16 protein-coding genes, 1 tRNA gene and 1 pseudogene are annotated in these 22,385 nt (G+C 66.2%); 7 read left to right on the top strand and 11 right to left on the bottom strand.

What is annotated here, in order from left to right:
• Positions 1 to 141: 141 nt before the first annotated feature.
• Positions 142 to 726 (top strand): annotated as a pseudogene (locus HUA75_RS17200) (LVIVD repeat-containing protein); the annotation flags it as partial.
• Between the two features lie 93 nt (positions 727 to 819).
• Here the strand turns inward: HUA75_RS17200 and HUA75_RS17195 are convergent.
• Together HUA75_RS17195 and HUA75_RS17190 are read right to left on the bottom strand one after the other, a co-directional pair.
• Positions 820 to 2,037: an RICIN domain-containing protein gene (locus tag HUA75_RS17195; protein ID WP_141640769.1), complete on the bottom strand. Its 1,218-nt coding sequence runs from the start codon at positions 2,035 to 2,037 to the stop codon at positions 820 to 822.
• 106 nt (positions 2,038 to 2,143) lie between these two features.
• Positions 2,144 to 2,782, bottom strand: coding sequence for a PP2C family serine/threonine-protein phosphatase (locus tag HUA75_RS17190; protein ID WP_174487002.1), 639 nt, complete (start codon positions 2,780 to 2,782; stop codon positions 2,144 to 2,146).
• Positions 2,783 to 2,932: 150 nt separating this feature from the next.
• Between HUA75_RS17190 and HUA75_RS17185 the strand changes: the two genes are divergently transcribed.
• From HUA75_RS17185 to HUA75_RS17175, 3 genes are all read left to right on the top strand, one after another.
• Positions 2,933 to 3,661 (top strand): leucine-rich repeat domain-containing protein, encoded by a 729-nt coding sequence (locus HUA75_RS17185; protein WP_174487001.1) that lies wholly within the window; start codon positions 2,933 to 2,935, stop codon positions 3,659 to 3,661.
• 97 nt (positions 3,662 to 3,758) lie between these two features.
• Positions 3,759 to 5,678: a hypothetical protein gene (locus tag HUA75_RS17180; RefSeq protein ID WP_174487000.1), complete on the top strand. Its 1,920-nt coding sequence runs from the start codon at positions 3,759 to 3,761 to the stop codon at positions 5,676 to 5,678.
• A 1,504-nt stretch (positions 5,679 to 7,182) separates the two neighbouring features.
• A complete protein-coding gene (locus HUA75_RS17175; RefSeq protein WP_174486999.1) occupies positions 7,183 to 9,432 on the top strand; it encodes a DUF262 domain-containing protein in 2,250 nt (749 codons plus the stop codon).
• A gap of 193 nt (positions 9,433 to 9,625) precedes the next feature.
• Here HUA75_RS17175 and HUA75_RS17170 read toward each other — a convergent pair whose 3' ends face one another.
• The 3 genes from HUA75_RS17170 to HUA75_RS17160 form a co-directional block, all read right to left on the bottom strand.
• Positions 9,626 to 9,814 (bottom strand): hypothetical protein, encoded by a 189-nt coding sequence (locus HUA75_RS17170; protein ID WP_174486998.1) that lies wholly within the window; start codon positions 9,812 to 9,814, stop codon positions 9,626 to 9,628.
• 469 nt (positions 9,815 to 10,283) lie between these two features.
• A complete protein-coding gene (locus tag HUA75_RS17165; RefSeq protein ID WP_174486997.1) occupies positions 10,284 to 11,939 on the bottom strand; it encodes a hypothetical protein in 1,656 nt (551 codons plus the stop codon).
• A gap of 177 nt (positions 11,940 to 12,116) precedes the next feature.
• Positions 12,117 to 12,193: transfer RNA gene (locus HUA75_RS17160), tRNA-Pro, on the bottom strand.
• Positions 12,194 to 12,459: 266 nt separating this feature from the next.
• Here HUA75_RS17160 and HUA75_RS17155 point away from each other — a divergent pair.
• The gene (locus tag HUA75_RS17155) at positions 12,460 to 12,840 is read left to right on the top strand and encodes a two-component system response regulator (protein WP_141646077.1); all 381 of its coding nucleotides are present in this window, start codon (positions 12,460 to 12,462) and stop codon (positions 12,838 to 12,840) included.
• A 7-nt stretch (positions 12,841 to 12,847) separates the two neighbouring features.
• Here the strand turns inward: HUA75_RS17155 and rpe are convergent, their stop codons facing one another.
• Entirely contained in the window at positions 12,848 to 13,504 is a 657-nt protein-coding gene (rpe, locus tag HUA75_RS17150; protein ID WP_141646078.1) for a ribulose-phosphate 3-epimerase, read from the bottom strand.
• A gap of 170 nt (positions 13,505 to 13,674) precedes the next feature.
• Between rpe and HUA75_RS17145 the strand changes: the two genes are divergently transcribed.
• Positions 13,675 to 15,198, top strand: a complete 1,524-nt coding sequence (locus HUA75_RS17145; RefSeq protein WP_371745513.1) for a GAF and HD-GYP domain-containing protein — start codon at positions 13,675 to 13,677, stop codon at positions 15,196 to 15,198.
• Between the two features lie 96 nt (positions 15,199 to 15,294).
• Here HUA75_RS17145 and pyk read toward each other — a convergent pair whose 3' ends face one another.
• From pyk to HUA75_RS17125, 4 genes are all read right to left on the bottom strand, one after another.
• Positions 15,295 to 16,725 carry a pyruvate kinase gene (pyk, locus tag HUA75_RS17140; RefSeq protein WP_141646079.1) on the bottom strand — a complete coding sequence of 477 codons (1,431 nt, stop codon included), beginning with the start codon at positions 16,723 to 16,725 and terminating at the stop codon, positions 15,295 to 15,297.
• Positions 16,726 to 16,826: 101 nt separating this feature from the next.
• Positions 16,827 to 17,699, bottom strand: coding sequence for a hypothetical protein (locus HUA75_RS17135; protein WP_141646080.1), 873 nt, complete (start codon positions 17,697 to 17,699; stop codon positions 16,827 to 16,829).
• 153 nt (positions 17,700 to 17,852) lie between these two features.
• On the bottom strand, positions 17,853 to 19,310 hold the full coding sequence (locus HUA75_RS17130; protein WP_174486996.1) for an NFACT RNA binding domain-containing protein: 1,458 nt from the start codon (positions 19,308 to 19,310) through the stop codon (positions 17,853 to 17,855).
• Between the two features lie 98 nt (positions 19,311 to 19,408).
• Complete coding sequence (locus HUA75_RS17125) at positions 19,409 to 19,606, bottom strand: excinuclease ABC subunit A (RefSeq protein ID WP_141646082.1); 198 nt, start codon at positions 19,604 to 19,606, stop codon at positions 19,409 to 19,411.
• A 363-nt stretch (positions 19,607 to 19,969) separates the two neighbouring features.
• Between HUA75_RS17125 and HUA75_RS17120 the strand changes: the two genes are divergently transcribed.
• Complete coding sequence (locus HUA75_RS17120) at positions 19,970 to 21,265, top strand: glycoside hydrolase family 1 protein (protein WP_174486995.1); 1,296 nt, start codon at positions 19,970 to 19,972, stop codon at positions 21,263 to 21,265.
• Positions 21,266 to 21,310: 45 nt separating this feature from the next.
• On the opposite strand, the gene dusB is transcribed toward HUA75_RS17120, so the two are convergent.
• Positions 21,311 to 22,327, bottom strand: coding sequence for a tRNA dihydrouridine synthase DusB (gene dusB, locus HUA75_RS17115; RefSeq protein WP_174486994.1), 1,017 nt, complete (start codon positions 22,325 to 22,327; stop codon positions 21,311 to 21,313).
• Positions 22,328 to 22,385 lie beyond the last annotated feature (58 nt).

Raw genomic sequence — 22,385 nt, 5'->3', positions numbered from 1 at the left:
GCTGCGGCGAAGTCACAGACGGTATCCGCGTGCGGTGAAAATCAAGATGAGCAGCTACCCACGGAAGCGTCCCCGCCCGGACCGACGAGCACGCTCCCGCAGGCCCCTACGTCGCGTCCGTCCCTAAAGTGAACGGCATTGCCGCTAGAGCCAGTGATGCTCCAGCGTCTCGCCCTTCCCCTGGTGGGGCCCTATGACGGGGCCCATGACGCCTTCGCCTACCAGGGCAAGCTCTACATCAGCCACTTCGAGGGCGGCCTCAAGGTCGTCGACGTCGAGAACCCGAACAACATGAAGCTGCTGGGGACCTACACATACCCAAACACCACCGCCCACCACAACGCCGTGGGCACCTTCGCCGGGCGAACCATCGTCTTCGAGGGCGGCGAGAACCATGGCGCACACCTGCGCGTGCTGGACGCCAGCGACCCGGCGCACATCGTGAAGATCGGCGAGTTCAAGCTCCGGCCCACGACCTCCATCCACAACATCCTTCTGGTGGGCACGCGCCTGTACGTCGCCTGGTATCAGGAGGGCGTGCGCGTGCTGGACGTGTCCAACCCCACACAGCCCCGGCAGGTGGCCTATTACAATACACACCACGAGACGGACCCGGGGCGCACCGACGACGTCTTCGAGGGAGCCATCGGCATCCGCGTACCCGGCGATGGCTACGTGTACATCATCGATTCGTCGCGCGGCCTGCTCATCATGAACGAGCTCTAGCCAGACATCCGGGGAAGGCGCGGCCAGGAATGGACATGCGCAGGAGTAGAGCGAAGGCGGGTAGCAAGGGGCCCATGGCCTGCCGCTCCTCGCTCACGGCTCATCCTCGACAGGGCGCTCGGGGGTCAGCTTCCACAGCTGCCCCGAGTCATTGCAGCTTGTCTTGGCGAGGATGGGGATGTTGTTGGCCCTGCTGTCATTGACGATGTCGAGCGACAGCACGTCGCCCTGCGCCTGGGTCGTCAGCCTGTAGATGCCGTTGGGCTCCGGAGTCAGCTTCCATCGCTGCTCCGGAACAGCCGCCGATTTGACGAGGAGGGGGCGATTGCCAGCGGTGTTGGCCAGGGACAGGCTGGTCCCACGCCACTGGGTCGTCAGTCGGTAGAAGCCGTTGGCCTCCGGAGTCAGTTTCCACAGCTGCCCCGTGTATCTGCCCGTCGTGGCGAGGATGGGGGTGTTGTTGGCCTTGCCGTCCCCGATGATGTCCAGCGACATGCCATCGCCCTGCCACAGGGTCGTCAACCGGTAGTAGCAGCGGGCATCGACGGGGGCGGACACCGGCGGAGGAGTGGAGGTCGTGGGCGGGGTGGGTGCCGTGGTCGTGGGCAGTTGCCACACCTGCTGGAGCAGCGCGAGCATGCCCGGGTCGTGCCTGGCCAAGTCTTCACGTGTGAAGGGATAGTAGTCGTTGCGTCCGAAGAGCGCCTCCGAGGTCTCCGCGAAGTACTCCCAATCATCGGTCATGGCATAGGCACGCTCGAACGTGATGGGCACCTCGGGCCCACGCCAGCGCTCCACACAGTCGTAGCTCTTGTTTTCCCTCGCGCGCGCATAGGCCGCCTCGATGCCGGCGTGCTCGCCGAGCACATGGTCGTGATAGGCATGGCTGAGCTCGTGGAGCACGAATATGGGCATCCGCCGGGTTTCCTTCTCGAAGATGAGGACGTTCGTGAACTCGATGCTCTTCAGCATCGTCAGGCTGCGACCACTCCGGCGCAGCAAGACATCGCCCGCATGGTACCGAGCCGCCTCCGGCTCGTTGGGATAGGGCGGCGACAGCCACAGCGTCACCTTGCGGAGCTGAGCCACGGGGCCCGCGGGGACAATCCGGATGACCTCCTTGAGCTGCGCCGCCAGGAGCACCAGCGCCTTTTCCGTCAGGGGCCTGTTCGCCCCTGCCATCAGGCGGTCATCGATGCGAACCGTCCAGCCCTCGAGAGTCTGGGTTTGATAGGTGGGGACGGGGCTGGCCGCGGAGGCGACGCAAGCGAATGCCAGGGCGGCCAGGAGGAGCCATTTTGGAGAGGGCATGCCTCATCCTACTCTCCGTGTGGCTGGCGGCGGATGCCCTCCACGCTGGCGACTCCAGGAGCGGCTGCTCGACGAACGACGAGACTCCGTCGCACCGAGGACGGAGTCAGGGGCGTGGAGCGCTCGGGCGGCACAGGACCAGCCCCACGTCATCCGGGAGCGCGCCGCTCGCGAGTCGAGGCAGCGCGGCCAGCGCGAGCACCGCGGCGTTCGCGTCGGAGAGGCTCACTTGCGCCTGGATGCGCCGGAGGTCGGCGTACCTGAACAAGCCGTCCGACGCGCCGAGGAGGACGCCACCTCGCCACGCGAATTCGAAGGTGACGGGCCGCGCCTGCCCGCTGCCGAGCAGGGGCTTGCGGTGTTGATGCTCCGTCAACGCGGTCGATTCGCCGCCCTGGAACAGCCACAGCTCCGAGTCCCCCACGCTGGCCCCCACCACGCGCCTCGGGGTGACACAGGCGACCACGGCGGTGGTTTCCCCACCCTGACCCGAGTCCATCCGCTCCGCGTCGCACCGCGCAAGCACCTCGCGCCAGGTCTCCGCGCGTTCCACGTCGGCCCCGGCCTCCACGGCGTCCTGGACTCCACGCAGCACGGCCTCCGCGGCCTCGGCGCCACGTCGTGAGATCCCCGCCCCATCCGCCACCACGAGCACCGTCGCGTCCCCTTGCGTCAGGACACTCACACGGTCCGCACCCGTCTTGCCCGCCGGTTCCACATGCCACGCCGTTTCGAAATCGCTCATGTGTCGCGATCCTGGACGAGCTTCTCATGCCATCAACCGCGCAGTGGCGGGTACCTGGCGACACGCTTGCCTTCCAGAGTCCACCTAGGGTGGCCAACTCAGCCGAGCCGGCACCTTCCTTGACGCAGGGGCGGTAGTCGAGGTGCATGCGTGTTCGAGGGTACGCTCGCGCGAATGAATGCACCCGGCTCCGAACAGGAAATCAAACAGCTCTTGAAGAGCTCCGAGCCGGCCCAGGTGCGGCAGGCACTCGACCTTCTTCCGGAATTCCCCACGCTGTCGCCGCTGCTCGAGCTGTTCGAATCCATCTGGCGGATGACCTATGCCAACGCCGAAGAGCCGGAGGTGACGAGGGTTGCGCGGAGTGGCTTGGAGTACCGAATCGCGCTGATGAATGAGCAGGAGGACCTGGTGCCCTCGCCCCTGGCGGCGATTGAGGCCGTGGAACAGCTCGACCTGGGTGGATTCCCCAAGGCCTCTCTTTTCCCAGAACTGGCGCGCTACACCCATCTCCGGAGGCTCGACCTCTGGGAGAACGGCCTTGAGGAGTTGCCCGACGAGCTCTTTTCGCTGGGGAGCCTGGAAGTACTTTATGTCTCGGACCCACTCCGCAGACTCTCACCGAGAATCGGCAACCTCACGAACCTCCGACAGTTGATACTGGCTGGCGGCGCCCTGGAAGCCTTGCCCGAAACCATCACCCAGTTGAAACGACTGGAGTTGCTCGATGTGGACAGCAACTGCCTGGGGCGGTCGCCCGATTTTCTGCTGGAGTTGCCATCCCTGCGGGAGGTGCGTCTGAGCTGGGACGAATCGGAACCGTTCAACGAACGGATTCTGAAGGAGTGGGACAAACGTGGCGTGCGCTACCTGTTCTGATTCAACGGGGAGGCAGACCCTGTTGTCAGCCCACCTGGGCAGGTTTCGAACTTCAATGAATTGACGCGGAGTCCCCGGGACATGGTGGAATAAGGTCATGCCCTCCGTCAAACACAGCCGTTCCCGCAGTGCATCCCGATGCGAGGCGGCGAGGTGGCTCTTCGCGGTGGGGTTGCTGGTCGTCCTCGCGGCCTGTAGTGACTCCGGCCCGCCGGTGTCTCCGCCGCCCGAGGAGAAGGAGATCCCCCTCCCTCCGCCCCCCTCGGTGGATCCCGTCCCGGAGGCCGTCGCCTATCCGGAGTCCCTGCTCTGCCCGGAGCCGCCTGGCACCGATGCCCGGTGCGGCACGCCCTACGTCCCAGCGAACGCGCTCACCGAGGAGGAACTGGCGGCGCGCTATTCGGCGGGGCTCAACGCCTGGCGCTACGAGGGCACGCGAGGCGCGTGTGCTGGCTGCCACAGCCCGGACGCCATCGAGCTGGCGCGCGTGGGCTACACGGACGCGGACCTCCGCCGCCGAGCGGTGACACACGTCGACGAGGCCCGGGCCAGCGCCATCATCGAGCTGGTCCGGGTGGTTCGGCAGCGACACGGGATGACGCGCCTGCTCCATCCGGCGCGCTTCCGGCCGCTCCAGCCCGCCTATGAGCCCTTCGCCGCCCGGACGCCGGGCCTCCCCGTCCACGACTCCGCCGCGCAGAGCGAGCGCGACGAGGCCTTCATGGACCACCTCGTGGGTGACCGGAAGCTGCTGTGGGCCACCGGGCCCATCGACTCGCTGGCCAAGGCACGGCAGGCCTATGACGAGCTGCACGCCATCGACCTGCGCCACCTGCGACTGGGGCTGCCCTTCGACCACCTCGCCGAGGATGGCTTCCATGGAAACGAGCACCGCTCCGTCTTCGAGTGGTTCCCCGACCTCGCCTCGAGCCCTCGCGCCGCCGCGCGTGAGGAGTGGTATCAGCGGGTGGACGCCTACCTGAGCCAGCCCACGGACCAGAACCTCTGGGGCTACTACGACGCCGCGAAGGACCTGACGGAGTGCAATCCGGACCTCGGCGGCGCGCGGCTGGAGGACTACCCACGCGCCTGCGAATGGATGCGGTTGAAGTACCACTCCCTCCAGGTGTTCCAGCACATGCTGCGGCACGGCACCCACCGCCACCCAGACTTCCTGGTAGATGTGGATTCGAGCGGAGGGACGCCCCGAATCCCCGACCACCTGGAGAAGGTCATCGCCCGCAATCCCATCTGGGAGACCGGAGACCACCTGCGAATTCATCCGCTGGCCCGCCCCGCGCAGACGGCCTGCAACGCCACCAACCATCCCTGCACGTTGCTGCCGCCCATCATCGACCAGACCATCCACGACACGCCGTCCTACACCGAGGCTCGAATCAAGCAGAGCCAGGTCTTCCAGCAGACGTGGTTCGTGATGTCCTTCCTCAGGGACCCCGCGCTGCTCTACGAGGGAGACAGCTTCGCCACCTTCATCGGTGACTATCTGGAGTCGGTGCTGCTGCCCTTCTATGACGTCCACCACGCCTTCGTCTTCGCGAAGATGGCGGTGGAGAAGTCATCCGCCCAGGGGTGGATGGATGCGGGGGGATTCCGGGCCGGGACGGGGAAGCTGGCCAGCGTGCGCACCTTCAGCTTCAAGCAATTGCGCGACAACTTCAGCCCGCCACCCTCGGGCAATCGCAGGCGTCCGGTCCATGACCGGATGTTCGCGAACTTCGCCCGGATGTTCATCTATCTCGTGGAGGAGGACCTGACGCGGACGGGTGAGATTTTCGACCGCACCGAGGTGCTCTACGCCGTCCGCTTCATGCGGACCTGGATCCTCAGATTGGAGGGCGCGGAGGACGCGGACATCAACGCGCGGGTGAGGTCCATCGAGGCGCTGGCCGCGGCGGCCCGGGAGCTGCGCACCGAGGCCAATCGCCGGGAGAATCCCGGCACGGGCCTGCAACCCAACAACCGCTGGGGTGATTTCACCGCGCCCTATGGCGGGTGAGGCCACGCCTTCACGTGAAACGGCGCGCGTCGGAATTCAGGATGGGACGCGCGGAGTGTCAAGGTTGCAAGCGATGGCGGGTGGTATCTCTGGCTCCATCCGCGATTGCTTCAATAGCCTGATAGAGTAGGCACTGCATCTGAAGCACATTCACTCACTCCCCGACATCCATCCCATGCCATCCTCGAAGAACCGAAGCTCCGCCAACCCGTTCCTCCTCCTCCTCGCCATCTCCGTCTCAACTGCCATTGGCTGTGGCAGTCCCGACCTGGGTCACGAGGAGTTAGCCGACGCACCGCTCGGCTCGGATGAGAGTGCGCTCACCATCAATCAGTGCGGAGTGGGCTGCCCAGATGGGTACTATCCGTCGGCCGCATATACCAACATCGCGGCCTGTGGTGCTGCATTCAACTACACCCGGACGACGTGCAAAACCGTCTCAGGCTCATCGTTCAACTCATGCGGAACGAGCTGTCCGTCTGGATACTACCCATCCGAATCCTACACCACGGGGGCCATCTGCGGGACTCCGTATGACACCACACTGACGACGTGCAAAACCGTCTCTGGCTCATCGTTCAACTCATGCGGTGTTGGCTGTCCGGCTGGGTACTATCCCAAGGCCGCCTATTCCACTGCGGGAGTCTGTTCGACCTCCTTCGACTATACGCTCACGAGCTGCAACATCGTTTCCGGCTCAACGGTTCAGTCATGCGGAACCGACTGCCCTCCCGGATATCGCCCGACTGCCTCGTATACCAACGCAGGAGTCTGCGGAACGCCCTACAACTACGCCCGCACGACCTGCAAGCTGTAGAGCGTCTGGCCCCAAGGCCCAGCCAATCTGGGACACGGCGTCGTCGGCACGGGCCACCGTGGACATGATGACGTCGTGGAGGATGCCGCCCTCTACGCGCGGGGCGGCACAGCTCGGACGTCGCGGGCAACAGGGCGCGCGGGTCGAAGCCCTTGGATTGGGCGAGCTGGGCGAATTCCTGTCCTCAAAGAGGCGTGTGGCCGACGGTGGTGCGCCCAGCGCCTCTTACGAACATGCTCAGACAAGCTCCTCGAAAACTGGTGAGGATTTACTTCGCCCCCCCGCGCGGAGGGATAGGGCTGCGGCGTCCGCACCGGCAGACTCCTGACCATAGGCACTCAGGTCATTGGCATGTACATCGGCCCTGACTGGGTGAAACGCGCATGAATGCGCCCGGGTCCGACCAGGAAATCAAACCCTCCTTCTTCTCCAGCAGCAACACCCCTCCGGCCGGCCGAATGCGCATGAGAACAAGGAATGCTTCGTCTTGAGCCAGCTTCGCGGCAAGGGCTCCTCGCGTCGGCTTGGCCATGTCCGATCTGAAAGGGGCAGCTCCAAGGTCCACCCGAAGTGCGGGAGAGCCACGGAGCAGGCGGAACCTCATGCCATTCTTCCTTTGCTTCTCTGGGCGGCTTGGCGAAACTGCGAGACACTCGGCCCCTCAGCAGGGGGCACAGAGGGGGCCAAGTGAGCAGAACTGTCTTCACCAAGGTTGACAACACCCTGGGCAGTCTCATGGAGTCGATTGCTCTGGGTAGAATCGGGCTGCCGGACATCCAGCGTCCCTTCGTGTGGAAGAACGCAAAGGTTCGCAACCTGTTCGACTCCATGTACCGGGGCTATCCCGTGGGCCACCTACTGTTCTGGGAAAATGAGGCTGCGGGAAGCAAGGCCATTGGCACCGACGAGAAGCAAAAGGTTCCCCGGTTGCTCATCGTAGATGGGCAGCAGCGGCTGACCTCGCTCTACGCCGTGGTGAAGGGTGTCCCGGTAGTACGCGAGAATTACAAGCCGGAGAAGATCGAGATTGCCTTCAACCCGCTGATGGAGAAGTTCGAGGTGGCGGATGCGGCCACCCGCCAGGACAAGGCCTTCATCCCCAATATCTCCATCCTCTGGGACAAATCGACCGACATCTTCGAGCTGGTCGAGACCTACCTGAAGGATCTCGCGACAGTACGGGAGGTGACTGCTCAGGAGCGGAAGCATATCGGCAGCACCTTCTCCAAACTGCAGAACCTGCTGGGCTTCCCTTTCACCACGTTGGAGTTGTCCTCGAGCCTCGACGAGGAGCAGGTCTCAGAGGTGTTCGTCCGCATCAACAGCGAGGGCAAGAAGCTCAACCAGGCGGACTTCATTCTGACGTTGATGTCCGTATTCTGGGATGAGGGCCGCAGCCAACTGGAGGCGTTCTGCCGCGAGGCCCGCACGCAGACCGCGGGCAAGCCCTCACCATTCAACCCCTACATCCAGCCGGACCCCGACCAACTCCTGCGCACCAGCGTGGGGCTCGGCTTCCGGCGCGCCCGGCTGAAGCATGTGTACTCCATCCTGCGAGGCAAGGACCTGGAGACGGGCGAGCTCAGCGCTGAGCGCCGTGACACCCAGTTCCAGGTGCTGCGGCAGGCCCAGGCCCAGACCCTGAACCTGGAGCACTGGCACGGCTTCCTGCGCGCCATTCAGCAGGCGGGATTCCGCAACAAAGGGATGATCAGCTCGGAGAATGCCCTGCTCTTCGCCTACACCCTGTACCTGCTCGGGACGACGGAGTACGGCGTCGAAGAGGAGCGGCTGAGGCGCTCGATTGCGCAGTGGTTCTTCATGAGCACGCTGACGGGGCGATACTCCGGCTCGCCAGAGTCAGCGATGGAGTTCGACCTGGCTCGGCTGCGCCAAGTGAAGGACGCGGACGCGTTTGTCGCAGTGCTGGCGGCCACCTGCAATTCCACTCTGACGAGTGACTACTGGACCATCACCCTGCCGACGGATCTGGCCACCTCGGCGGCGCGCAGTCCGTCGATGTTCGCCTACTTCGCCTCCTTGAACCTCCATGCCGCGGAGGTTCTGTTCTCAAGGCAGAAGGTCAGCGAGTGGATGGACGCGGCAACCCAGTCCGGCACGACGTCCCTGGAGCGACAGTCCCTCTTCTCCAAGCGCCTCCTGGAGAGCCAGGGCATCGGCGAGTCCCGGGAGACGTCCCAGATCGCTAACTTCACGGTGGTGGATTGGGGGGAGCATGCGCAGCTCGCGAGGAAGTCTCCGGACGAGTACGTGCAGGTCCTGCGCAAGCCCTTCTCCTCCAAGGAGCTGGAGCGGATGCACTACTGGCATGCGCTGCCGGATGGGTGGGAGCGCATGGAATACCGCGAGTTCCTCCAACAGCGCAGAGAGCTGATGGCGAAGGTGATTCGCGACGCCTACTCCTTGTTGGCGGGGAAGGACGGCGCCAAGCCAGGACCGGTGCTGAGCACCGAGGAGTTCATCAAGGGAGGGGAGTCCTCCAGCGTCGAGTTCAAGTCCACCTTGCGCATGAACCTGCACACGGGCCAGGAAGACCCGAGAATGGTGCTCAGCGTGTTGAAGACCCTGGCGGCCTTCATCAACACTGGCGGGGGCACGCTGCTCATCGGCGTGGCTGATGACGGCGCGCTGGTGGGGCTCGGGCCCGACAATTTCGAAAGCGAGGACAAGATGAGTCTGCGCCTGGTGGAGCTCATCAAGGACCGCATGGGGACCAGCCACATGATGTACATCCATCCCCGGTTTGATGACTACCAGGGGGGCCGCGTGCTGGCTGTGGACTGCCTACCGGGGCGGTCTCCCATCTTCGTCAAGGACGGCAACGTGGAGCGCTTCTACGTTCGCGCGGGTCCATCCTCCCAGGACCTGTCGGGGGCGAGAATGCAGGCCTACATTCAGGAGCGGTTCCGGAGCTGAGCCGTCGATGCTGCCCATCCAGGCCCAGTCACACCAGGAGGGCGCGGTGCACGCGCTGGGAAAGTTGCTTGGAGTCGCGGCGCTCTGACCTACCTGGATCCTTCAGACCACTGATTACGAGAGAGGTGCCGTCCGAGGATGGATTCGACAGCGGCGAAGTCCTATGAGCGTGATGGAGGCCTGAGCGCCCAACTCACGTGTTCGGGTTCGTGTTCGTGTTCGAACTCGAGCTGCCGCTGCTCGTGGAGGCGGCATGTTTCTCCTGGGCCTCGAGCCGCATGAGCTCCGCGAGCAGGTCGGGGGCGTCCTCCGCCTCGCCCAGACCCGTCCCAGGCGCGACAGTCTGGTGCTCGACGACGAAGCTTCGTGACAGTCCCCGCATGGAGGTCCTTCGCCGAGTTCTTGACCTGCTCCACCATGCCCTTGAGCGTCAGCCCGCTCATGCCCATGGACTGGACCATCTTCGCGCTCTCGAGCAGGGCATTGTGGACCTGCACGGACTCCCTCAACGAGTCGACGGGGGTGATGCAGACTGCCTGCACGATCCGCAACGCCAACTCTCAGGCGCGGGTGGCTGACGTGGATGACGCGTACACCTGGGCGAGCTGGGTTCAGAGCACCAACGACACGGTGGTGAACGGGCCCGACCTGTGCGGCTACTGCTCGACTTATGCGGGCAGCGGCTACGATCCGAAGGTGACCGGCGCACCCCATGGCAACAACGCTTCGTCCCTGTGGCGCGGCCACAAGCCCCGCCTCGCGGATGAGCCACGGCTCCGACCGCGCCCGTCATCCAGTCGGTCTGGTTTCGCGGAGGTCTCCCTCAACCCGCCTGCTCGGCCCCAGTCGAGTCAGAGGACCACGATCTTGTCGTACATCTCCGTGGCGGTGGAGTTGCTGCCCATGCTCAAGCGACGGCCCTCCCTGTCGCAAGTCTCTACCAACTCCGTGCCGAGGGTCAGGTTGTTCAAATCCCCGCCCACCGTCACATAGCCGCTGCGTTTCAGCTCCCCGGCGAGCGCGTCCTCCTTGCCGTTGAGGAGGTGCGTCATGGCGTGCAACTCATCGTTGGGCCCGTATTTCAACGTGAGCAGATTCTGTCGGGTGCCATCCGCGAGGGTCAGCAACGAGGCTTCGATTTCAATGCCGGGGGATGGGTTACTGGTGTTGAGAAACAGGTACCCCGTCAAGGCGTGGACGCCCATGCCGGCGACAAGCTTCCCGCCCTTGTACTCGGACTTGCTGGCGTTCTCGAATCTCAAGTCGAAGTCCGGGGCCTGCGTCTTCGCGCCATACACGTTCACCGAGTCCTCGGAGACACTGTGGATGTCATTGAGGTCCAGGTCGTTCTGGACACGATACAGGATGCTCTCGAGGATGCCCTTGTGGATGGCGAGCGAGCACTCTCCTACGACGACCAGGACATTGGCCTGCTCGTTCCGGGCGATGCCGAGCAGGAAATCGAGTTCCTGATGGAGGCTGTCAAGGAAGGCCTCACGATGGTCATGCACGGCGAGCTTGGAGGACTTCTCGGGGTCGAACTTCCCCGAGCCCTGCTTGAAGAAATTGAGGCTCGACTGGGAGCCATAGTTCCACGCGGTCCGGGTGTTGGTGTGCTGATGCCCGTGCTCCAGCGAGTGGTAATAGATGAAGAGGGGCGGGGCCCCCTGGCATGAGAATTTGGAGACGAAGCCCGCATGGTCGCTGAAGACGCTGGTGTCGAACTTCGGCGGGACCTGGTACTTCATTTCGATGGTGGTGCCCTGATCAGTCTTCGCCCAGGTCATGCGCTCATCGGAGTTGTTTTTCTTGGTCGAAACCGCCAGCAGATGGGCGAAGGTGTTCTGCTTGTTCCTGTAGACATTCGACCCTTTCAGCAAAGGGAGGAGGGTCTGTCGGGGCGTGAGCGTAGAGAAATACTCGGAGACCTCGTCGTCCTCGATGGTGTGGCTGTACGCGACGTCGTAGCGGTCGAACAGCACGTTCATCAGTTCGAGCTTGGTCTCGGGGTCGGTGTTCATGCCGAAGATGGCCGCCGCCGCGTTCCGGATGGCCTCGGAGCTCTCCCTGCGGAGAAAGCCGAAGCACCGTTCGATTTCATCCAGGGCATCCTGGAACCGCCGCGCGGTGACACGGCTCTTCTCAAGCACGCCCTCGAGTTCCGGGCCGAACGGCTCGTCCTCGTCCCGCTCGACGGAGAGCGCGGCCTCGACCAACGCCCACATCTGCTGGCTGTAGGACTCGGTCAGGTCCGCCATCTTCACGCCAATGGCCCTCGGGAGCTTCGCGCGGTCCAGCAGCAAGCCCAGCTTGGGGATTCCGTTCTGGATGGGCTCCTCGAGGGAGAGCCGCTCCTGCTTTTCGAGCCGCTCCCGGAGGATTTTGTAGGACCGATCCGTGAGGGGCTGGGTCGTGTTTGCTCGCCCCGAGATGCCCTTCAGGTGGGGGGCGGTCGCCCCTTTGGGGTCCGTCAGCGGGGAGGCATCCGTCATCTTGGCGACAGGCATTGGCGTGGCCCTCGAACGCCTTGAGAGTACCACCCGAGCGGGGGCAGGGACCCTCGCCCCCCCTCTGAGGGAGGGCCCGTCACCTGGCCCAAGGGTCAACGGACCCGGCAGATGAACATGACCGCCTGAAACGGAAACGGGCTGGAGATCCGTGAAGATCTCCAGCCCGTCAAAAAATGGTCGGGGAGACAGGATTTGAACCTGCGACCCCTTGGTCCCGAACCAAGTGCTCTACCAGGCTGAGCCACTCCCCGATACGTCCGTCCGCCGGTGGTCTTCCTCGGGACCGGCGAAAAGTGCGGGCGGTAATACCCGTGCCCCTTGGCTGAGTCAACGTCCTCGGATCACCTTTTCGTTCCCCGCCCCCTCGCCTGCCCCCTCCACGAGTCCCTGAAGACCCTCACTCGCCCCTTCTCCCACCCTCCCCCCTTTTAAACTCCCCGACATTCCGGTACTTCCGGATATATTCACGGATTCTCCGGGCCGAAAAAGGCAGTGGGCCGTGCAGCTCGAAACGAAAATGCCCCCCGTCGTCCTCATCTCCGATGATGAACCGCTCATCGTGTCGGCCCTCGCCCGGGAGGCGAAGCGGTCCGGCTTGACGTGCATCTCGGACACGACGTCCGAGCGCGTCCTGGAGCTGGCCCGCCTCCACCGCCCCGCCGTCATCATCCTGGACATCAACCAGCACCAGGACGGCCGCGACCTGCTCGCCCAGCTCAAGCAGGACCCGTCCACCCGCGACTGCAAGGTCATCATCCTCAGCGGCGTCGAGGACCAGTTCACCCGCCACGTCTGCTTCGAACTCGGCGCGGACGACTACGAGGTGAAGCCCTTCGACCCCACCTTCATGACCCGCGTCGCCCGGCTCGCCAGCACCGTCGCTCGCACCCGCGCCTGAAGCCCGCCTACGAGCGCAGTGAACGAATGGCCGCCGCCCGGTCCTTCGCCCCGAAGACGTAGCTGCCCGCCACCAGCACCGTCGCCCCCGCCGCGACGACGCGCTTCGCCGTGTCGGCGTTGATGCCCCCGTCCACCTCGATGTCCGTGTCCAAGCCACGCGCGTCGAACATCGCTCGCAGCCGGCGCACCTTGTCCACCGTCGCCTCGATGAAGCCCTGCCCGCCAAAACCCGGGTTCACGCTCATCAGCAACACCATGTCCACGTCCCCCAGCACCTCTTCAATCGCCGACAGCGGCGTGCTCGGGTTCAACACCACCGACGCCTTCGCCCCCGCCTGACGAATCTGTTGCAGGGTGCGGTGCAGATGAGGGCTCGCCTCCACGTGCACCGTCAGCACGTCCGCCCCCGCCTTCACGAAGGCCTCCACGTACTTCTCCGGCTCCACAATCATCAAATGTACGTCCAGCGGCTTCGTGGCCGCTCGCTTGATGGCCTCCACCACCACCGGCCCAATCGTGATGTTCGGCACGAACCGGCCATCCATCACATCGACGTGAATCAAGTCCGCTCCCGCGGCTTCGATGTCGCGGACCTCCTCGGCCAGGCGACCAAAGTCAGAGGACAGGAGCGAGGGGGCAATGCGCACAGGGCGACGGCTCATGGGGGCGCTACATACCCGCTTCCCACTCCCTCCGGCACGGGCTGAATTCCCGGACGTCCACTCGAAAGCAGGAAACCGAGCAGGTCGGGCCTGAAGGCAGTCACCTGGCTGGGCATGTTACAACCTCGACGTCCTGCACGGCCGCAGGCCACGTCGCCCGGAGCCGCTCGGTGCTCTCACGCTCTCCCGCCGTTCCGCAGCCACTCCCCGACCTCAATCGACGACTGGCGAAGCTCACGTCCATCCTGGACGTCGCCAAGGCCATGAGCGCCGAGAGGGATTTGGACCTGCTGCTCCCGCTCATCCTCTTCGAGGCCACCAAGGTGGTGGAGGCGGACCGCTGCTCGCTCTTCATCCTGGACCGCGAGCGCAATGAGCTGTGGAGCAAGGTGGCCCAGGGCTCGAAGAGCGAAATCCGGCTCCCCGTGGGCAGCGGCATCGCCGGACAGGTGGCCCACACCGGCGCCATCATCAACATCCCAGACGCCTACGCCGACACGCGCTTCAACCGCTCGTTCGACGTCTCCAGCGGCTACCAGACGAAGACCATCCTCTGCGTCCCCATGCGCGACGCCAACGGCGAAGTCACCGGCGTCATCCAGGCCCTCAACAGGCTCGATGGCCAGGGCTTCAACTCCGAGGACGAGGAGCTGCTGCTCGCCCTGGGCGCCCAGGCCGCCGGCGCGATTGAGAACGCCCTGCTCCACGAGGAGATCAACCGCCTCTTCGAGGGCTTCGTCTCCGCCTCCGTCGTCGCCATCGAAGCGCGGGACCCCACGACGGCCGGTCATTCGGGCCGCGTCGCCGACCTCACCGTGACCCTGGCCCAGGCCCTGGAGCACCTGTCCACCGGCCCCTATGCCCGGACGCACTTCTCCTCCACGGAGATTCAGGAGATTCGCTACGCCTCGCTGCTCCACGACTTCGGCAAGGTGGGCGTGCGGGAGAACGTGCTCGTCAAGGCGGAGAAGCTCTACCCGCATGAGCTCGAGGGACTTCGAGCCCGCTTCCAGCTCGCGCGCAAGGACCTCCAGCTCCAGAGCTACCGCCGCCGCTTCGAGGCCGTGAAGCACCGCGGCGACAAGCACCTGGCGGAAATCGAGGCCGAGGAGACCGAGCGACTCGGCACCGAGCTGAAGCACCTGCACGAGGTGTTCGACTTCGTCCTCACCTGCAACCGCCCCACGGTGCTCGCCCAGGGCGGGTTCGAGCGCCTGAACGAGCTGGGACACCTCCAGTTCGAGGACGCCGACGGCAAGACCCAGCCGCTGCTGCTGCCTCGCGAAATCCAGTCGCTCTCCATCACCCGGGGCACCCTCTCCTCCGAGGAGCGCCGCGAAATCGAGAGCCACGTCGAGCACACCTACCGCTTCCTCACCCAGATTCCGTGGACGCGCGCCCTGCGCCGCGTGCCCGAAATCGCCTACGCGCACCACGAGAAGCTCGACGGCACCGGCTACCCGCGCGCCATCCCCGAGCGCACCATCCCCGTCCAGTCGCGGATGATGTCCATCTCCGACATCTACGACGCGCTCACCGCCAGCGACCGGCCCTACAAGAAGGCCGTGCCCCATACCCTCGCGCTCGACATCCTCAAGCGCGAGGCCGACAACGGGCAGTTGGACAAGGAGCTGTTCCACATCTTCGTGGACGCGGAGATTCCCCGCCGCGCACTGCCCAACGCGCCGAAGTAGCAGTCCCATCACGCACGAAGGGGAAGCCCTAACCACGGGCCTCCCCTCACGGTGCTTCGATGAGACTCAGGCCCAAGCCTTCGATTCGACGTCGACTCAGCCTTCGATGGTGTGCAGCCGCAGGCTGTTGATCTTCCCGGGCTGTCCCACGGGCGCGCCATACACGATGACGATGCGGTCGCCCTTGCGACCCAGGCCCCGCGCCACCAGCTCCTCACCCACGCGGCGCACCATCGCCTCGGTGTCCTGGATGGGCTCCAGCACTCGCGGCACCACGCCCCACAGGAGCGCCAGCCGACGACGGACCTCCTGGTTCGGGCTGAAGGCCACAATCGGCACCGACGGCCGGTAGTGCGACAACAACCGCGCCGTCACGCCAGACAGCGTGAACGCGGCAATCAGCGACGCGCCACTCGCCTTCGCCGCCTCGCACGCCACGCGCGCAATCACATCCGGGAAGTGCGTGGGCAATCCCAGCGGCGCGTCGATGTTGCGCAACACCGGCTGCACCCGCTGCGACGACTCCGCCGCCAGGATGATGCGCTCCATCATCTGCACGGACTCAATGGGGAACTTGCCGCTCGCCGTCTCGCCCGAGAGCATCACCGCGTCCGCGCCGTCGAACACCGCGTTGGCCACGTCGCTCGCCTCGGCGCGCGTGGGCCGCGGGTTATCAATCATCGAGTTCAACATCTGCGTTGCCACGATGACCGGCAGGCCGCGCAGGTTCGAACGCCGGATGATGTCCTTCTGGACGGCCGGGACTTCCTCGGGCGGAATCTCCACGCCCAAATCGCCTCGCGCCACCATCACCCCGTCCGTCTTGTCCAGGATGGCGTCCAGCCGGGCAATCGCCTCCGGCTTCTCCAGCTTCGCGATGATGGGCACCGTCCGGCCCACCTCCGCCATCGCCTGCCTCGCCGCGTCCAGGTCCGACGGCTGCCGCACGAAGGACAGCGCGATGAAGTCCACGCCCGCCTTGATGCCGAAGACCAGGTCCTCGCGGTCCTTCGGCGTCAGCGCATCCGCGCGCACCGCCACGCCGGGCAGGTTGATGCCCTTGTTGTTCTTCAGCGCGCCGCCGTGGATGACTTCCGTCTTGATGAGCTTCTGCTTGTCCGTGTGCAGGACCTTCAGCTCCAGCAAGCCGTCGTCCAACAGGATGCGGTCGCCCGGATTCACGTCCGCCGCCAGGAACGGGTACGTGGTGGACACGATTTCGTCCGTGCCCGGCACCGTCTCGTCCGTGGTGATGTGGAAGATGCCGCCTTCCTTCAGGTCCGTGCTGCCCTTGGTGAAGCGGCCCGTGCGAATCTTCGGGCCCTGCAAGTCACCGAGGATTCCCACCGCCTTGCGCACCTTCAGCGAGGCCGCGCGCAGCTTGGCGATGTTCTCCGCGTGCTGCTCATGGCTGCCGTGCGAGAAGTTCAATCTCGCGACGTCCATGCCGTTCTCCAGCAGCGCCTCCAACATCTCCTGGCTCTGACTCGCGGGCCCAAGGGTGCAGACAATCTTCGCTCGTCGCATATGGCTCGGGAGGATGGGTGCCCCTCACGAACGCGTCAAGCACGCACCACGCGTCGCTTCGCTCGGTAAAACGGTAAATGAGCCAGCGAGCAACGGAGCCATCAACCGCGCAACAACACGCCCAGATTCTCCCGCTCCCAGCGCAGCGCCGCCGCGTAGTGAGGGTACGTGCGCTCGCGCTCCCGGAAGGCGCGCGGGTGGTGGACCCGACGCCCGCCTCGCCCCGTGCTCGGGAAGAGCTGATGCAGCATCTCGTGGTAGACGATGAACTCCACGAAGAAGGCCGGCACCTCGGGCCTGTCCAGCGCGGGATGGATGCGAATCTCCCGCGTCTGATGGTCGTACACGCCCAGGCGGATGGACTTGCGCCGACGCCTCGGAGGCATCCGTCCCCAGCCGATGCGCGCCTGGATGACGTTCTCGAAAAAAGTGGCGTTGACGTTGTTGTAAAGCGCCGTCAGGTCGAAACAGCGCCCCAACGGGTTGAGGTCCGCGTCGGATTCACGACGCACCTGGCGGATTCGCGGCTGCTGTCCCCGGATGTACTCGTCCAGCAGCACGCCCGCCGTCCGGTGTCCCCGGCCCGCGTAGTCCGCCACCGCGCGGACGATGGACTCCGGCGCGTCCAGGAACATGTGGTGCAGCCGCAGCTGGAGCGCGTTGCCCCCTCGACGGAAGGACACCATGGTGGAGCGGTTGTCCGTCACCGCCAGCTTCACCGGCATCCCCAGCTCCGCGCTCAGCCTCCAGGCCAGGGACTCCGCGCGGGTCCACATCTCCTCACGAGGAGAGGGAACCGTGAGCATGCGCGGTGCTTCTTCCGGTGCCCGATGCCGGGGCGGAGGCGGCCGGAGCTGCGGAACGGGCTCGAGCCGCGGAACAACCTCCGCGACCTCCTTTTCCAGGGCACGAGGCTCCGCGACCGCCGCCGTGGCCCGACTGGCCGCGGAGAGGCCGCGTGGAAACAGGGACATCTGACGGAAAAACTCGGAGGTCACTCGGCGCGCATCGTACCCGGCAACCTCCCGGACTCAAGGCCGCCGGCCTTTGCCCGCCTGCTCTCCGTCAGCCCGTCAACCGCGCCCCACCCCTCCGCGCTGAGGTTCACACTCCGGGGGGAAGTTTCGTCACGGAGCGGGCAACTCGGTGTGACGGGACTTGAGCAGTCGCTCCAGCCGCTCCGCTTCCATGCGCACCACGAAGGTCTTCTCGCGCGTGTACGTCACCTGCCCCGGAGCCCCACCCTTCACCTTCCGCACGAACTTCGCCTGCACGTAGCTCACCTCGCCCCGCGGCTCGCCCTTCGCCCCCGAGTGGTGCAGCGCCAGGTGCGCCGCGTCCAGGAGCACCTCCTGCGTGGGCTCCTGCCCCTTCTCCAGGGGAAGCACCACGTGACTGCCCGGCACGCCGCGCGCGTGGAACCACAGGTACCAGGGCCGGGCCACCTTGAAGGTGAGCGTGTCGTTGTCCTCCGAACCCCGCCCCACCCAGATGCGCGAGCCCGCGTGGCCCACGTACTCCTTGAAGGGTTTGCCCTCCGGGGTGACCTCCCCGCCCACGGGCACGTGCAGCACCTGCGCCTGCGCGAGCAGCATCGCCTCGTCCATCCGCTCCACCTGCTCCAGCGACAACTGGGCGTGAGCCACCTCCCGCGCCAGCTCCGCCTCGCGGTGGCGCGCCTGCTCCACGCCTCGCAGCAGCCGGCGGTACTGGTGGAAGTTCCAGTCCGCCTCCTCCTTGGGCGTGCGCTTCGGGTCCAGCTTCACCTGGACCTCCTCCGCGCCGGCCTCGGTGTACTCGGTGAGCGTGACCTCGGTGGCGCCCCGCTTGAGGCGGAAGAGGTTCTGCGCCAGCAGCTCCCCCATCCGACGGTGCTTCTCCGCGTCCGGCCCACGCCCCGCCTCCGCCCTCACCTTCTCCAGGGTGCGCGAGGAGCGCTTGAGGCGAGCGCGGTACGGCTGCGCCAGTCGGCGGCGGATGGACTCCGCGCGGCTCGCCTGGTCCTTGGCTCCGAGCAGCAGCTCCGCCGCGTGGGAGTAGGGAAGCGTGTCCCCCTCGGCGGGCACCAGCCGCGAGGGCGCGAGGCGCGCCTTGGCCAGCGCGTCCGGAGGCAGCGACTCTGGAGGTGTCCACGCCGCGCCCGCGTAGAGATTGCGCCGGGGACCGAAGCCCTCGCCGGACAACATCAGCACCCGCCCCTGCTCACTCAAGAGGAGCAGTCCGCCCGGGGAGCCCAGCTCCATCACCAGACGACGGCGCACCTCCTCGCGCTCGAAGTCCAGCTCCACCACCCGCTCCGCGTCGCGAAAACGCGCCGCCAGGAGCTTCGCGCCAGTCAGCTCGTGCCTCAGCCACCGCTGGAAGGGCGCGGGCTCTCCCGGTGTGGGGAAGCGCGTCTCGGCGACGGCCACCCGCGACAGCTCTCCCTCGGCGCACAGACATAGAAGGATGGAGCGCCCGGGGACTCGCAGCTCCAGGTAGGCCAGCCTCGGCAGCGGACACCAGGCCTTCTGGGCCACCGCTCCCGTCAGCTTCGCCCCCACCTCCGCCACCACCTGCTCCAGCTCCGAGGGACGCAGTGACATGGGCAACCTCCTGTCCGGACAAAAGAAAAACGGCCCGGCGGATTTCGCCGAGCCGTTCACCGGACGTCAAACACCGTCCGCGAATGACGCTTTACTGCTCAGGACTCCGGGGTCGCCGGGGCCGCCGCCGTCTTGGCCTTGCTCGCGCGCTTGCGGGCAGGGGCCTTCTTGGTGGCCTTACGAGCAGTCGTCTTCTTCGCCGCCGCCTTCTTCGCGGTCTTGCCAGCCGTCTTGCGGGTGGTCGTCTTCTTCGCGGCGGTCTTCTTCTTCGCGGCGGTCTTCTTCTTAGCGGCCATCAGAACCCTCCATGTAATTGGCCCCAGTGAACCGAGGGCCTGCACTCTTCTTTTGATGGAGTGAGTGCTTGAAGTGAATGGTACGGGCGACACACCAGTGTGTCAACGCATGGTGATGTATTGCATCGCGCGGCGAGGCCGATTTTTCGGCATCGGGCGGTGCCGGAGGTCGCGAAAGGCGCTTCGAGGACACTTCCGAAGCGACGCGCGAAAACGCGCGCGAGGCCGAATTCTAGGCTCCGGACGCGACGGAGCCGTTCGCGGCGCGCGCCTCGCGAGCGCACTGTCGGCTGCCGCGCACTGGCCTTCGCGGCACTCCGAACTTTTCGCGATGGAGGGTCGCGTCTACGGTGCGCGGCCACGATGAGGACCTCCGAGATGACCTTCCCCGCGGACTTCACCTTCGGCGTCGCGACCTCCGCGTACCAGGTGGAGGGCGGCATCGAGAACGACTGGGCCGAGTGGGAGCGCGCGGGAAAGTTGAAGGAGCCCCACGCCCGTTGCGGGCGAGCGGTGGACCACTGGCGCCGCTACGAGGAGGACTACGCGCTGGCCCGCGCCGTGGGCGCCACCGCCTTCCGAATCTCCCTCGAGTGGGCGCGAATCGAGCCGGAGCGCGGGAGGTTCGACGAGGCCGCGCTGGAGGCATACCGGGAGCGGCTCCTGAAGATGAAGGCCCAGGGCCTGCGGCCGGTGGTGACGCTCCACCACTTCACCCATCCGACATGGTTCCACCGGGAGACTCCGTGGCACTCGCCCGAGAGCGTGGAGGTCTTCCGCCGCTATTCCCGCCGGTGCGCCGCGTTGCTGGAGGGCCTGGACGCGCTCGTCATCTCCTTCAACGAGCCGATGGTGCTGCTCTTGGGCGGCTACCTGCAGGGCGCCATCCCCCCGGGCATCGCCGACGGGGCGCTCACCATGAGGGCGCTGGAGAACATGGTCCGCTCCCACGCGGCGGCGCGTCAGGAGCTGCTGGAGCGCCTGGGCCGGGTGGAGCTGGGCATCTCCCAGAACATGCTCGCCTTCGCGCCGGACCGCTGGTGGAACCCGCTGGACCGCGCCCTCGTGCGGCTGGCCTCGCCCGCCTACAACCACGCCTTCCACGAGGCGCTCTCCACCGGGAAGCTCCGGGTGAACATGCCCGGGGTGGCCACCACCCGCGCCGACATCCCCGAGGCCCGGGACTCGGTGGAGTTCATCGGGGTGAACTACTACAGCCGCGCGCACCTGCGCTTCGTGCCGCGCCCGCCCTTCATCGAGTTCAAGTACCGCGACACCCGGGGCCGGGGCCTCACCGACATCGGCTGGGAGGACTGGCCCGAGGGCTTCCTCCAGACGCTGCGCGACGTGAAGCGCTACGGCAAGCCGGTGTGGATTACGGAGAACGGCATCGATGACCGCGCGGGCGCCCGCCGTCCCCACTACCTGCACTCCCACCTCTCCCAGGTGCTGGCCGCCCGGGCCCAGGGCGTGGACGTGCGCGGCTACCTCTATTGGAGCCTGCTCGACAACTTTGAGTGGCTGGAGGGTTGGGGCCCGCGCTTCGGCCTCTACCACGTCGATTTCGACACGCTGGAGCGGCGCCCCACCCCCGCCTGCGACTACTTCCGCGCCGTCGCCACCGGCCGCGTGCTCGTGCCGCCCGGTGCGTCCCTGTAGGAACTTCCGCGCCCCTCGGGTGAGAACCCGTGGGGCGCGAAGTCGTCAACCGAGCGCCGCGCGGTAGTCGACGTCCTGCTCCTCGGATGAGTCCCCGGAGCGGTCCGAGTCGGCGGCGGAGAAGAAGGCGCGCACGGCGTCCGCCACCGCCTCCGGTGCATCCAGGGTGTTGGCGCGCGCACGGAAGGCGGCGGCGCCCGCGAGGCCATGGGCGTACCAGCCCAGGTGTCGGCGGAAGGAGCGCACGGCGCCGAGCGGGTCCCCCACGAAGGCCAGGTGCGCGTGGAAGTGCTCCAGCACCAGGGCGCACCGCTCCTCGGGCGAAGGCGCTTCCCCGCCCGCGAGCTCGCGAAATATCCACGGGTTGCCCAGGGCCGCGCGGCCAATCATCACGTAGTCGCAGCCGGTCGTCTCCAGCATGCGCCGCGCGTCCTCGGGCGTGCGCACATCCCCGTTGCCGAACAGGGGCAGCTCCGGGAAGTGGCGCTTCAAGTCGGTGATGACGCTCCAGTCCGCCTGCCCCGAGTAGCCCTGCTCCCGGGTGCGAGGGTGGATGGCCAGCCCCGCGCAGCCGGCCTCCTGGAGCGCGGCGGCCATCTGGAGGTAGTTGCGCGTCCTGGCGTCCCAGCCCGAGCGAATCTTGCAGGTGACGGGCAGGCCCGAGGCCTCGCGCATCGCCCGGACGATGGCGGCGGCGCGCTCCGGGTCGCTCAAGAGCGCGCTGCCCGCCCCGTTCTTCGTCACCTTCTTCACCGGGCAGCCCATGTTGATGTCCAGCATCTGCGCCCCGTGGGACTTGCCGACCGCGGCCGCGAGGCCCATGGCCTCCGGGTCGCCTCCATAGAGCTGGAGCGAGTAGGGCTTCTCCACCTCCGCGTCGAAGCGCAGGTACATGAGGGTGCGCTGGTTGGCCCGCATCAACCCCTGGGAGCTGACGAGCTCGGTGGGGCACAGGGCGGCGCCCATGCGGAAGGCGAGCACCCGGAAGGGCATCTCGGACACCCCGGCCATGGGGGCGAGGACAAAAGGATTCGGAAGGGAATAAGGGCCGAGTCGCAGCATGGGGCTTCTGGGAACCTACCGAAATGAAGAGGAAGCGGTTGCGGGATGTGCGCTACGG

It is taken from the genome of Myxococcus sp. CA040A (assembly GCF_013336725.1).
Lineage (GTDB): Bacteria > Myxococcota > Myxococcia > Myxococcales > Myxococcaceae > Myxococcus > Myxococcus llanfairpwllgwyngyllgogerychwyrndrobwllllantysiliogogogochensis.
This window is presented reverse-complemented; position numbering and strand designations above follow the sequence as displayed.